The organism is Paracidovorax oryzae ATCC 19882 (assembly GCF_000687165.1).
Lineage (GTDB): Bacteria > Pseudomonadota > Gammaproteobacteria > Burkholderiales > Burkholderiaceae_C > Paracidovorax > Paracidovorax oryzae.
This window is the reverse complement of record NZ_JMKU01000002.1, coordinates 37517-51054: the sequence shown is the minus strand read 5'-3', so window position 1 is coordinate 51054 and position 13538 is coordinate 37517. Positions and strand designations below refer to the sequence as shown.

Here is a 13538-nt window from a genome sequence, read left to right as displayed (position 1 = left end):
GTCAGACCTCCGCGCGGATGGGGATGGTGCGCTTCTTCTCGGCACCGAACAGGCTCACGTCGCTCACGCCGTCGGAGCAGCCGTTGCCGAAGCTGAAGCCGCAGCCGCCGCGCACGTTGAAGGCGTTCTCCGCATACTCGCGGTGCGTGGTGGGAATGACGAAGCGGTCCTCGTAGTTGGCGATGGCCATGGTCTGGTACATGTCCTCCACCTCCTCCAGCGTGAGGCCCACCTGCGCGAGCACGTCGAGGTCGGTGCGCTGCTCCACGTGCTTGGCGCGCTGGAAGGCGCGCATGGCGAGCATGCGTTCGAGCGCGCGCACCACCGGCGCGGTGTCGCCGGCCGTGAGCAGGTTGGCGAGGTACTGCACGGGAATGCGCAGCTGGCCCACGTCCGGGATCAGGCCGTTGGCGCCCACGTGCCCCGCGTTGGCCGCGGCGCTGATGGGCGAGAGCGGCGGCACGTACCAGACCATCGGCAGCGTGCGGTACTCGGGGTGCAGCGGCAGGGCCACCTTCCAGTCCACCGCCATCTTGTAGACGGGGCTCCTGCGCGCGGCCTCCATCCATGCGTCGGGAATGCCGTCGATGCGGGCCTGCGCGATCACCTCGGGATCGTTCGGGTCCAGGAAGATGTCGAGCTGCGCGCGGTACAGGTCGCGGTCGCGCTCCACGCTCGCGGCCTCGGCGATGCGGTCGGCGTCGTAGAGCAGCACGCCCAGGTAGCGGATGCGGCCCACGCAGGTCTCCGAGCACACGGTGGGCTGGCCCGACTCGATGCGCGGATAGCAGAAGATGCACTTCTCGGCCTTGCCGCTCTTCCAGTTGTAATAGATCTTCTTGTAGGGGCAGCCCGAGACGCACATGCGCCAGCCGCGGCACTTGTCCTGGTCGATGAGGACGATGCCGTCTTCCTCGCGCTTGTAGATCGAGCCCGAGGGGCACGAGGCCACGCACGCCGGATTGAGGCAGTGCTCGCACAGGCGCGGCAGGTACATCATGAAGGTGTTCTCGAACTGCGCGTACATGTCCTTCTGCACGTCCTCGAAGTTCCTGTCGCGGCTGCGCTTGGAGAACTCGCCGCCCAGGATCTCCTCCCAGTTCGGTCCCCAGACGATCTTGTCCATCTGCCTGCCGGTGATCAGGCTGCGCGGGCGCGCTGTGGGCGCTGCCTTCATCTCGGGCGCAGACTGCAGGTGCGCGTAGTCGTAGGTGAAGGGTTCGTAGTAGTCGTCGATCTCCGGCAGGTTGGGGTTGGCGAAGATCTTCATCAAGAGCTTCCACTTCGCACCCTGGCGCGGCGCGATGGAGCCGTCCGCGCGGCGCACCCAGCCGCCGTTCCAGCGGTCCTGGTTCTCCCAGTCCTTCGGGTAGCCGATGCCGGGCTTGGTCTCGACGTTGTTGAACCAGGCGTATTCCATGCCCGGGCGGCTGGTCCAGACGTTCTTGCAGGTGACGGAGCAGGTGTGGCAGCCGATGCACTTGTCCAGGTTGAGCACCATGCCGATCTGTGCGCGGACTCTCATGCGGTTTCTCCTTGGTCCAGGGTGGGGCGTACGAGCGGGTCGGCGACGGGCGTGTCGAGCCAGTCCACGCGGTTCATCTTGCGCAGCACGATGAACTCGTCGCGGTTCGTGCCGATCGTTCCGTAGTAGTTGAAGCCGTAGCTCAGCTGCGCGTAGCCGCCGATCATGTGGGTGGGCTTGAGCACCACGCGCGTCACCGAGTTGTGGATGCCGCCGCGCGTGCCGGTCACCTCCGAGCCGGGGGTGTTCACGATCTTTTCCTGGGCGTGGTACATCATCACCATGCCCGGCTTCACGCGCTGGCTCACCACCGCGCGGGCGGTGAGCGCGCCGTTGGCATTGAACAGCTCGATCCAGTCGTTGTCCTCGATCTGCGCGCGCTTCGCGTCGTCCTCGCTGATCCACACGCAGGGCCCGCCGCGGCTCAGGGTGAGCATGAGCAGGTTGTCGGTATAGGTCGAGTGGATGCCCCACTTCTGGTGCGGCGTGATGAAATTGAGCGCGATCTCGGGATTGCCGTTGGGCTTCCTGCCCTGCACCTCGGCCGTGGCCTTCAGGTCCACCGGCGGGCGGTAGCTGCTGAAGCCCTCGCCGAACGCCTGCATCCACGGGTGGTCGATGTAGAACTGCTGGCGGCCCGTGAGGGTGCGCCATGGGATCAGCTCGTGCACGTTGGTGTAGCCGGCGTTGTAGCTCACCTTCTCGCTCTCCAGCCCGCTCCAGGTGGGCGAGCTGATGATCTTTCGCGGCTGCGCCTGCACGTCGCGGAAGCGGATCTTTTCGTCCTCGCGATGCAGCGCCAGGTGGGTATGGTCGCGGCCGGTCTGCCGGCCGAGCGCGTCCCAGGCCTTCACGGCCACGTGGCCATTGGTTTCGGGCGCGAGCTGCAGGATCACCTCGCAGGCGTCGATGTCGGAGTCGATGCGCGGCATGCCCTGCGTGGGGCCGTTGCCAGGCACGGTGCCATTGAGCTCGCGCAACTGCTGCACCTCGTCCTTCGTGTCCCAGCCGATGCCCTTGCCGCCGTTGCCCACCTTCTCCATCAGGGGCCCGAGCGCGGTGAAGCGGCGGTAGAGGTTGGGGTAGTCGCGCTCCACCACGCTCATCTGCGGGCCGGTCTTGCCGGGGATGAGATCGCATTCGCCACGCGTCCAGTCGGCCACGCCGAAGGGTTGTGCGAGCTCGCCGGGTGTGTCGTGCGCGATGGGGCTCAGCACCAGGTCGCGCTCCACGCCCAGGTGGCCGGGCGCGAGTTCGCTGAACGCGCGGGCGAAGCCCTTGTAGATCTCCCAGTCGCTGCGCGACTGCCAGGCCGGGTCCACCGCCGTGGAGAGCGGGTGGATGAACGGGTGCATGTCGCTGGTGTTGAGGTCGTTCTTCTCGTACCAGGTGGCGGTGGGCAGCACGATGTCCGAATAGAGGCAGGTGGTGCTCATGCGGAAGTCGAGCGTGACCAGCAGGTCCAGCTTGCCCTCCGGCGCCTGCGCATGCCATTCCACCTCGGAGGGCCTGGCGTCGCCCTCGCCCAGGTCCTTTCCCTGCACGCCGTTGCGCGTGCCCAGCAGGTGCTTGAGGAAGTATTCGTGCCCCTTGCCGGACGAACCCAGGATGTTGGAGCGCCACACGAACATGTTGCGCGGCCAGTTGTCGGGATGGTCCGGGTCGGTGCAGCTCATCTTGAGCGCCCCGCTCTGCAGGCCCTGCACGGCGTAGGCCTTCGGATCCAGGCCCGCGGCCTCGGCATCACGCACCACCTGCAGCGGGTTGGTCTGCAATTGCGGCGCGGAGGGCAGCCAGCCCATGCGCTCGGCGCGCACGTTGTAGTCGATCATGCTGCCGCCGAACTGCGCGCGGTCGGCCAGGGGCGAGAGCACCTCTTCCACGCCGAGCTTCTCGTAGCGCCACTGGTCGGTGTGCGCGTAGAAGAAGCTGGTGGAGTTCTGCTGGCGCGGCGGGCGCACCCAGTCCAGCGCGAAGGCCAGGGCCGTCCAGCCCGTCTGCGGCCGCAGCTTCTCCTGGCCCACGTAGTGCGCCCAGCCACCGCCGCTCTGGCCGATGCAGCCGCACATCATCAGCATGTTGATGATGCCGCGGTAGTTCATGTCGCAGTGGTACCAGTGGTTCATCGCCGCGCCGATGATCACCATCGAGCGGCCGCGCGTGCGGTGCGCGTTCTCGGCGAACTGGCGCGCCACCGCGATCACCTGCGCGCGCGGCGTGCCGGTGATCTTCTCCTGCCATGCGGGGGTGTAGGGCGTGTCGTCGTCGTAGCCGGCGGCGGCGTTCTCGCCGGGCAGGCCGCGCGCCACGCCGTATTGCGCCACCTGCAGGTCGAACACGGTGGCCACGAGCACTTCGCGCGCCGTGCCGCCGGCATCCACGGTGGCCAGGCGCCGCACGGGCACGGTGCGCGCGATCACGTCGGACTGCACGTTCGCCGGAAAATGCTCGCTGGCGATGCCGCCGAAGTACGGGAATCCGACCTGCGCCGTCTCCCAGCCGTGCGCCTCATCCGCGCCGGCTTCCATCAGCGACAGGCGCAGCCGCACCGCGTCGCCCGTGCGCGCGTCCTTGTCCTCCAGGTTCCACTGGCCCTGGTCGGCGCGGCCGTCCGGGCCCCAGCGGAAGCCGATCGCGCCCTGCGGGCACACGACCTCGCCATGCGCATCGAGCGCCACGGTCTTCCACTCGGGATGGTTGCCCTGGCCCAGCCGGTCCGCGAAATCGCTGGCCCGCACGTAGCGGTCGGGCACGCGCACCACGCGGCCGTCGGGCAGCGCCTGCTCGCGCAGCGTCACCAGCATGGGCATGTCGGTGTAGCGGCGCACGTACTCGTCGAAATACGCGCTGCGCTCGCCCTGCTCGGGGAAGTAGAACTCCTTGAGGATCACGTGGCCCATGGCCATCGCCACGGCGGCGTCGGTGCCCTGCTTGGGGTTCATCCACAGGTCGGCGAGCTTGGCGACCTCGGAATAGTCGGGCGTCACGGCCACCGTCTTCGTGCCCTTGTAGCGCACCTCGGTGAAGAAGTGCGCATCGGGCGTGCGCGTCTGCGGCACGTTGGAGCCCCAGGCGATGATGTAGCCGGCGTTGTACCAGTCGGCCGACTCGGGCACGTCGGTCTGCTCGCCCCATACCTGCGGGCTGGAGGGCGGCAGGTCGCAGTACCAGTCGTAGAAGCTCATGCACACGCCGCCGATCAGGCTCAGGTAGCGCGAGCCGGCCGCGTAGCTCACCATCGACATCGCGGGAATCGGCGAGAAGCCGATGATGCGGTCCGGCCCGTGGCGGCGGATGGTGTGGATGTTGGCGGCTGCGACGATCTCGTTCACCTCGCCCCAGCTCGAGCGCGCGAAGCCGCCCAGGCCGCGCACGCGCTGCCAGCCCTGGCGCGTGGCCTCGTCGCCGACGATCGCGGCCCAGGCCTCCACCGGCCCCAGCGTGGCCCGCGCCGCGCGCCAGGCCTGCAGCAACCGGCCGCGCACCATCGGGTACTTCACGCGGTTGGCGCTGTAGAGGTACCAGCTGTAGCTCGCGCCGCGCGCGCAGCCGCGCGGCTCGTGGTTGGGCATGTCCCAGCGGGTGCGCGGGTAGTCGGTCTGCTGCGTTTCCCAGGTGACGATGCCGCCCTTGACGTAGATCTTCCACGAGCAGGAGCCCGTGCAGTTCACGCCGTGGGTGGAGCGCACGGTCTTGTCGTGCGCCCAGCGGTTGCGGTAGGCGTCCTCCCAGGTGCGGTCCTCGCCGTTGACCTGGCCATGGCCGCCCGCGAACGATTCGCGCGGCTGGCTGAAGTACGTGAGGCGGTCGAGAAAGTGGCTCATCGTGGTTCCTTGGAAAATCGTCATGTCATCCGTCGTGTTGACGCCGCGCCCGCTTCGCCGGGAGCTGGCACGCCATCACGCATCCGGTGGCCGCGGAGCAGGCCGCGCCAGCACACACCGTGGAACCGGCTTTGCCGGGCCACCGGTGTGGTCCCCCTTCCCACGCGCAGCGTGAGAGAAGGGGAAGCGGCGCAGCCGCACAGGGGGTAGGTCATCAACATGGCATCTCGGCGCGGCGGCGCGCGTAGTACCACCACGTGATGCCGATGCACAGCGCGTAGAAAGCGGCGAACGCCCACAGCGCCAGCTCCGGTCCGCCCGTCGCGGAGATGGAGCTGCCATAGCTCTTGGGGATGAAAAAGCCGCCGTAGGCGCCCAGGGCGCCCGCGAAGCCCAGGGCCGCGGCGCCTTCGGTGTTGCCCTCGCGGGTGGCCTGGGCGCGGGCCTCGGCGCTGCCCGTGCGCACTTCGGCCAGGCGCAGGTTCAGGAAGATCACGGGAATCATCCGGAAGGTCGAACCGTTGCCGATGCCGGTCGTCAGGAACAGCACCATGAACATCGCGAAGAAGCCTGCGAAGCTGCCCTGCACCGGCCCGAAGGCGAGCGCGTAGCCACCCGCGCCCTTGGGCAGGAAGGCCAGCACGCCCAGCACGGCCAGCGCCATCACCGCGAAATTCCACAGCGTGACGCGCGCGCCGCCCAGCTTGTCCGCCAGCCACCCGCCCACGGGCCGGATCAGCGCGCCCACCAGCGGCCCGAGCCATGCGTAGGCGAGCGGGTTCACCTCGGGAAACTGGCTCTTGATGAGCAGCGGGAAGCCCGCGGAAAAACCGATGAACGAGCCGAAGGTGCCGAGGTACAGCACGCACATGATCCAGTTGTGCTTGCGGCGGAAGATGGCGGCCTGCGCAGCGAACGAGGCCCGCGCATCGGCGATGTCGTTCATGCCGAACCATGCGGCCAGCGATGCGAGCGCGATCCAGGGCACCCAGACGAAGGCCGCGTTCTGCGCCCACACCTGCTGCGCCTGGCCGTTCTTCACCATGGTCTGCGCATCGCCGCCCAGCACGCCGAAGACACCGGCCGTGATGACGAGCGGGCTCAGGAACTGCACCACCGACACGCCCAGGTTGCCCAGACCGGCATTCACGCCGAGCGCCGAGCCCTTGCGCTCCTTCGGGAAGAAGAAGCTGATGTTGGCCATGCTGGAGCTGAAGTTGCCGCCGCCCAGGCCGCACAGCAGCGCGAGCGCGAGCATCGTCGGGTAGCCGGTGGTGTTGTCCTGCACCGCGTAGCCGATGCCCAGCGCGGGCAGCAGCAGCGAGGCGGTGGACAGGGCCGTCCAGCGCCGCCCGCCGAAGATCGGCACCATGAACGAATAGAAGATGCGCAGCGTGGCACCCGACAGCGCCGGCGCCGCAGCCAGCCAGAAGAGCTGGTTGGTGGAATAGCGGAAGCCCAGCGCAGGCAGGCTCACGGCGACGACGCTCCAGACCTGCCAGATGGCGAAGGACAGGAACAGCGCGGGCACCGAGATCCAGAGGTTCAGGCGTGCGATGGCTTCGCCCTCGCGCTCCCAGAAATCCTTGTCCTCCGGGGTCCAGAGGGTCAGCACGCGCCCGGCCCGGGCACCGCCGCGGGAGGGTGAGGAAGGGGAAGAAGGGATGGCAGGCATGTCACGGTCTCCTTGCATTGGGCATTCCATGGTCCGCCGCGCCGCGGCCGGCGTCCATGACATCGGTATGCCGCACCTCGGTGAAATACATCCAGGCCAGCGACACCCACACCACGCCGTACATCAGCATGAAGGCGCTGGAGCGCACGCCCGTCCAGTCCAGCAGCACGCCGAACAGGATCGGCAGCACGAAACCGCCCAGGCCGCCGGCCAGGCCCACGATGCCGCTGATGGCGCCGATGTTGGCGGGGTAGTCGTCGCTGATGTACTTGAAGACGCTCGCCTTGCCGAAGGCCATGGCGATGCCCAGCACGAACATGAGCCCGGTGAACGCGTACACGTTCAGGCCGATGTGGAAGCTGCGCGGGCCGTCCGCGGCGAGCACCGTGAAATCGGTCTGCGGGTACGACAGCAGGAACAGGCACACCCAGCAGACCCACAGCACCCACCAGGTCACGCTGTGGGCGCCGTACCTGTCGCTGAGCGCGCCGCCGATGGCGCGCAGCACGCCGCCGGGCAGCGAGAAGCAGGCGGCCAGCAGCGCGGCGACGCGGATGTCCAGGCCGTATTCGCCCACGTAGTACTGCACCATCCAGAGCGACAGCGCCACATAGCCGCCGAACACGATGCTGTAGTACTGGCAGTACTTGAGCACGCGCGGGTCCTTCAGCGCCTGCAGCTGGTCCATGAAGGTGACGTGGCTGGGCACGCGGTGCGCCGGATCGCTGTGGCTGAACAGCCAGAACAGCACCAGAGTGCCGAGCATGATGGCCGCATAGGCGTGCGGCACGGCCGCCCAGCCGAAGGCCACCAGGATGGCCGGCGCCACGAACTTGTTCACCGCCGCGCCGGAATTGCCCGCGCCGTAGATGCCCATGGCCGTGCCCTGGCGCTCCCTGGGGAACCAGCGCGCCACGTAGGGCGTGCCCACCGAGAACGAGCCCCCGGCCAGCCCGACGAACAGGCCGATCGCGAGGAAGTGCCAGTACTGCGTGGCATACCCCATGATCCAGATGGCCGGCACCGTCGCGGCCATCAGGCAGGCCATCACGATGCGGCCGCCGTAGCGGTCCGTCCAGATGCCGAGCGGCACGCGCACGAGCGAGCCCGTGAGCACCGGCATGGCCGTGAGCAGGCCGAACTCGGTGGCGTTCAGGCCCAGCATCGTCCTGATCGGGATGCCGATGACGCCGAACATCATCCACACCATGAAGCACACGGTGAAGGCCAGCGTGCTCACGGCGAGCACGGACCAGGCCTGGCGGGCCGGCCGTGCGGCGGCGGCGGCGGAAAGCGGGGCGGAGGCGCTGCGGCCTGCGCGGTCAGGGGCTGTGGCACTTGCATGGGCCATGGCGATCGTCCTCGGGATGGCCCCGCGGTCGATCCGCAGGGCTTGGAAGCGATCGTCCCGCGAACAGCGTCGCCTGCACATCCTCCGGTGGGAGGTGGAAGCCACGGCGGAAGGAGGATGCGCGCGGCTCCGCCTACTCCGGAAGAACTATGCGCGCTGCCGGTCGGACGCGTAAACCGCCGCCTGCACGCGCGAACTCAAGCCCAGCTTGCGCAGGATATGCTGCACATGGATCTTCACCGTGGTCTCGGCGATGTCCAGCGCACGGGCGATTTCCTTGTTGCTCGCGCCGCGCGCGATCTCGCGCAGCACGTCCTCCTCGCGCGGCGACAGCGGGGATGCGCCGCCGGGGATCGCGGCCTCCGGTTCGCACGCGATGGTGGCGGCTTCCATGTCGGCATCCACCGCGCGCACAGGTGCCGCGGGCGGACCGCCCTGCGCCTGGAAGGCCGCCACCAGCTTGCCCATCAGCTCCATGCTCACCACCGGCTCGCCCCGCACGGCGCGGCCGATGGCATCGGCCAGCAGGTCGCCTTCGATGGTCTTGAGCAGGTAGCCCTGGGCCCCCTGGCGCAGCGCCTGGGCGAGATCCTCGCCATCCTCGCTCACCGTGAGCATCAGCACCCGCACGCCGGGCATGGCCTCGCGCAGGCCGCGGATGGCCTCGATGCCGCGCACTCCCGGCAGGTGGTTGTCCAGCAGCAAGACCTGCGGCGCGAGCGGCGGCGCCAGCCGCAGGGCCTCGCCGGCATCGCCGGCCTCCCCCACCACGCGCAGCGACGGATACTGCGACAGCAGGGCGATCAGGCCACGCCGGAAGAGCGTGTGGTCGTCCACCACGAACACCCGCAGGGGCGTGGCGTCCGGCGCCGGGAATGAGGAGCGAGGCGGCTGGAGGTCGCAAGCCATGGGAGGTGGCCCTCAGGACGCCAGCGGCGCGAAATCGGAAATGGAAAAGCTCGCCGTCGCGGCGGCGGGCGCGTCCGGCGCCCCGGCCGCAGGCAGGTCGATGCGCACCCGCGTGCCGAGCCCCGGCGACGACTCGATGCAGACCTGCGCGCCCACGCGCTCGGCCCGCTCGCGCATGATGCCCAGGCCCACGTGCACGGAGTCGGGCGGCACGGCGGCCGGGTCGAATCCGCGGCCGTCGTCCTCCACCTCGAAGCGCCAGTGCGGTTCGCGCAGCACGCGCACCTCCACGCGGCGTGCGCCCGAGTGCTTGCGCACGTTGGACAGCGCCTCCTGCACCATGTGCAGCACCTGCACCTGCACGTCGGGCGCGAGCGGCAGCCCGTGGCCGGCCATCGACAGCCCGTGCGCGATGCCGGTCTGGTGCCCGAACTTGGACAGCGTGGCGCGCAGCGCGCCCTCGATGTCTTCCTCGCTGGTGCGGGTGCGGAAATGCAGCAGCAGTTCGCGCACGTCGGCATAGCAGCCGCGCACGCCCACGTCCAGCTCGCCCATGCTGCGGTCGCGCGCCGCATCGTCGCCCCGGCCCACCGCGTCGCGCAGCAGCTGCGTCTGGATCTTCAGGAAGGCCAGCGACTGCGCGATGGAGTCGTGCAGCTCCCGCGCGATGAAAGAGCGCTCCTGCGCCACGGCGGCTTCGCGATCGAGTGCGGTGGCGCGCAGCCCCTCCATCGCCGTCGCGAGATGGCTCGCCATGGCCTCCAGCATTTCCTGCATGCCGGGCTCGATCTCGGTCGCCGAGCGGAAGAACAGGTCCACCTCGCCCAGCACGCGTTGCTGCGTGCGCACCGGCACCAGCACCAGGGTCTGGTAGCCGGCCTCGCCGCAGTGCGGCATGCCGTCCGGCGCACCGGGAAGAATCGGGATGATGCGCAGGCGCGCGGCGCCCTCCGGCTGGCCGCAATGGCAGGTGCCGGTGGGCAGGCAGTGCTCGCCCTGCTCCAGGCTTTCGGGCAGCCCGTCGCCGGCCAGCAGCATGTAGCGCTCGTTGGCCTCGTCCGACCAGCGCATGGCGGCGGCGTCCGCCCGCGCGATCTCGCGCACCCGCCGCACGAAGCCGCGCGCCAGCGCGTCCAGGCTCCCGGCCTCGGACACCTGGGCGCTCACCTCGTAAAGTGCCGCCAGCCGCGCGTTGCGCTCTTCCAGGCGCGAGGTCTTCTCGGCCACCTTGCGCTCCAGGTCCTGGTGGGACGACTGCAGCGCGTGCGCCATCAAGTTGAACCCCGTGGCGAGCTGGCCGAATTCATCCTGCGACTCCACCGGCAGCCGCGTGCGCAGGTCGCCCTGCCGCATGCGGGCCAGGGCCTGCTGCAGCCGCGCGACCGGCGCGAGCACCAGCCAGTGGCTCACGGCCATGAAGGCCACCGCCGCGGCGATCGCCACGGCCATCATCGCCAGCTGGAACAGGTGCAGCGCCGCCGTCCACCGCGCCATCTGGCGCTCGATCGCCTCCACGAAGCCGTCCACGCCCGCCACGAAGGCATCCGCCCGGGCGACGTCCGGCGCGGCGCGGCCGTCGCGCAGCCGGCTCCAGTCCTCGACGATGCGTGCGAAGCGTGCCCGCGTATCCTCGCTCCAGGGCACGAACAGGGGCCGGGCGGGGTCGCCCTGGCGCAGCAGGTCCAGGCTGGCATCGAACCGGCCGGACAGCGGTGCCAGCGCTTCCGGGGCCTCGGCCCGCCCCGCCAGTGCCATGCGCATCATCGTCATGCGCAGGCGGCCTGCCTCGTTCACGGCCGCGGCGCCGCCTTCGAGCTTCCAGGTGATCCACAGTGTGAAGGCAATGGACAGCAGGGCGACGGCAAGAAAGCCGCTGCCGATGGCGAGCAGCCGGGTGGTCAGGGTAAGGGGCCTGCGCATGGCTGGCAGTGTAGGAACGGGTATCGTCGCGGCCCTTGATGCAAGTCAAGCCGCAAGCCTTCCGGGCCGGCTGCCGCGATGGGGTAAGGTGCAGGCCATGCATCTGCCCATCCGCTTGCGGCGCTGCGCGGTGCGCGCCGTCTCCCTGGCCCTGCTGGCCCTAACCGCTGCGTGCGCCAGCCCCGCTCCGCCCTCCCCGCCTGCCGGCGGCGGCCCCTGGCAGGCGCTGCTGCCCACCGAGATCCTGCTCCTGGGCGAGCAGCACGACGCGCCTGATCACCAGCGGCTGGAGCGCGATGCCGTCGCCTCGCTGGCGGGCCGCGGGCAGTTGGCGGCGCTGGTGGTGGAGATGGCCGAGGCCGGCCACGGCACGGCCGGCCTGCCGCGCGATGCCACCGAATCCGCCGTGCGCGCAGCGCTCGCATGGAACGACGCGGCCTGGCCCTGGACGCACTACGGCCCGGTGGTGATGGAAGCCGTGCGTGCCGGCGTGCCGGTGCTCGGCGGCAACCTGCCCCGCGCGCGGATGGGCGAGGCCATGCAGGATGCGGCCTGGGATTCCCGCGTGCCGGCCCCTGTGCTGCGCCGGCAGGTCGAGGCGATGGAGGCCGGCCACTGCGGCCTGCTGCCCGCGTCGCAACTGCCCGGTATGGCCCGCATCCAGGTCGCGCGCGACGACAGCCTGGCGAGGACGGCGGCCGGCGCGCGACGTACGGGGCAGACGGTGCTGCTGGTCACGGGCGCGGGCCACGCCCGCCGCGACCTCGGCGTGCCGCTGCACTGGGACGCGGACGTGCAGGCCCGCGTCGCCATCGCGCGCACGGAATCCACCACCGATCCGCTGCCCGGAGGCGCCGCCGACACGGTCCTGCCCACGGCGCCCCTGCCGCCCACGGACCATTGCGCCGCGCTCCGGCGATAAGACGATCCCTTCCCGCAGGCCTATTCCTCCGACCCGGCGTTCCAGAACGCCTGCAGCACGCCGGGCAGTTCCTCGATCGCACGCATCACGGCATCCAGCTCATCGGCCTCCACGGCCGTGGCGTAGAGCGTCGCCTCGATCTCGGTCTCGGTACGCCCGAAGGCATGCTGGCCCACGCCGCGCACCGGGTAGTTCGCCCCCTCCAGCAACTCCACCATGCGTTCGCGCACCTCGCCGTGCACGCCGCGCTCGCACAGCACATAGACGGTGTAGATGGCCTCGCTGGTGGCTTCCTGCACCGGGCGCCGGTTGATGCGGTTGGCCACGGGGCGCAGCAACGTATTGCTCGCCAGCACGAACAGCGCGGCCAGCACCGCCTCGGCCACGAGGTGCGACCCCGCGCAGGCGCCCACGGCCGCGGAGCCCCAGAGCGTCGCCGCCGTATTGAGCCCGGTGATGTTCGCGCCCTCCTTCATGATGGCCCCCGCGCCCAGGAAGCCCACGCCCGACACCACGTAGGCGATCACGCGCACCGCGCCGGACGGCCCCTCGAGCCGGTCTGCCAGCACCACGAAGGCCGCGGCCCCCACGGCCACGAGCGTGTTGGTGCGCAGCCCCGCCGTCCGCTGGCGGATCTGTCGCTCCAGCCCGATCGCCGCGCCCAGTCCGAAGGCGGTGAGCAGGCTGACCAGGGTGTCGAGGAAGGGGAACAGGTGGAAATGGCGGAGGAATTGCATGGTGCGGTCCGGGTGCGGTGGCCTGCCGGGCAGGGAGCGGAAGAAGGCGGGAAACGGGCTGGAACAGGGCGGCGGGGCCGCGCTAGGCCGGCGTGCCGGAACGCCGGCAGCGGCGCGCCCACCAGGCCCGTGCGCGGCGCCAGGCGCCTGCCGGAACGGAAGGCCTGAAGGCGTCGAACGCCCGGCCGCCGATGCGCTCGGCCCGCTCGCGGGCGGGCCGGCTCAGGCGCCGGAAGACCGCGCGGCGCTGGTCCGCGGGCAGCATGGACAGCGCATCGGCGATCACCGCGCCCGGCTCGCGGGACAGGCACGCCGCCACGGCGCCGCGTCCGTGGCTCTGCAGCAGGCCGCACAGCGCCTGCGGGCGGCGGCGGGCGAGCGCATCGCGCAGCACCAGGGCAACCAGTTCGTCCCTCTGGAAGGAGGCAGGAAGAAAAGAACGGAAGAAGAACATGGGAAGGCTCCAGCCGCGCCAGGCGCGCGGGGAACCTCCGTGCCGTCAGCGCCGGGGCGGACGGCAGGCGGCGTCCGGGCGCGCGCCGGATGCGGCAAGGGAAATGCGGGAGAAGGGGGCGGCCATCGGGCACACCGGGGGCATGGCGGGGGAGGGCCGTCTAGGGTAGGGGTCCATGGCGTTCTCTCCCGCGCTCGCGCGCGCCGGTGGATGGGCCCGCG

General features: G+C 70.3%; 9 protein-coding genes. 1 reads left to right on the top strand and 8 read right to left on the bottom strand.

Annotation, left to right across the window (positions count from 1 at the left end; translation table 11 throughout):
• Nucleotide 1: 1 nt before the first annotated feature.
• The 6 genes from narH to T336_RS0102000 form a co-directional block, all read right to left on the bottom strand.
• Entirely contained in the window at nt 2-1525 is a 1524-nt protein-coding gene (gene narH, locus T336_RS0102025; RefSeq protein ID WP_026431306.1) for a nitrate reductase subunit beta, read from the bottom strand.
• The gene (locus T336_RS0102020) at nt 1522-5349 is read right to left on the bottom strand and encodes a nitrate reductase subunit alpha (protein ID WP_026431305.1); all 3828 of its coding nucleotides are present in this window, start codon (nt 5347-5349) and stop codon (nt 1522-1524) included. Before T336_RS0102020 ends, narH begins: the two co-directional genes overlap by 4 nt.
• Before the next feature lie 214 nt (nt 5350-5563).
• On the bottom strand, nt 5564-7024 hold the full coding sequence (locus tag T336_RS0102015) for a NarK family nitrate/nitrite MFS transporter (RefSeq protein WP_035225160.1): 1461 nt from the start codon (nt 7022-7024) through the stop codon (nt 5564-5566).
• Nucleotide 7025: 1 nt separating this feature from the next.
• Nucleotides 7026-8375, bottom strand: a complete 1350-nt coding sequence (locus tag T336_RS0102010) for an MFS transporter (RefSeq protein ID WP_026431303.1) — start codon at nt 8373-8375, stop codon at nt 7026-7028.
• Nucleotides 8376-8522: 147 nt separating this feature from the next.
• Nucleotides 8523-9284 carry a LuxR C-terminal-related transcriptional regulator gene (locus T336_RS0102005; RefSeq protein WP_051647027.1) on the bottom strand — a complete coding sequence of 254 codons (762 nt, stop codon included), beginning with the start codon at nt 9282-9284 and terminating at the stop codon, nt 8523-8525.
• 12 nt (nt 9285-9296) lie between these two features.
• A complete protein-coding gene (locus tag T336_RS0102000) occupies nt 9297-11204 on the bottom strand; it encodes a type IV pili methyl-accepting chemotaxis transducer N-terminal domain-containing protein (RefSeq protein WP_035225157.1) in 1908 nt (635 codons plus the stop codon).
• Nucleotides 11205-11301: 97 nt separating this feature from the next.
• Here T336_RS0102000 and T336_RS0101995 point away from each other — a divergent pair, with 97 nt between their 5' ends.
• A complete protein-coding gene (locus tag T336_RS0101995) occupies nt 11302-12126 on the top strand; it encodes a ChaN family lipoprotein (RefSeq protein WP_026431300.1) in 825 nt (274 codons plus the stop codon).
• Between the two features lie 20 nt (nt 12127-12146).
• Here T336_RS0101995 and T336_RS0101990 read toward each other — a convergent pair whose 3' ends face one another.
• A complete protein-coding gene (locus tag T336_RS0101990; protein ID WP_013593103.1) occupies nt 12147-12863 on the bottom strand; it encodes an MgtC/SapB family protein in 717 nt (238 codons plus the stop codon).
• 82 nt (nt 12864-12945) lie between these two features.
• The gene (locus T336_RS0101985) at nt 12946-13317 is read right to left on the bottom strand and encodes a hypothetical protein (RefSeq protein ID WP_026431299.1); all 372 of its coding nucleotides are present in this window, start codon (nt 13315-13317) and stop codon (nt 12946-12948) included.
• Nucleotides 13318-13538 lie beyond the last annotated feature (221 nt).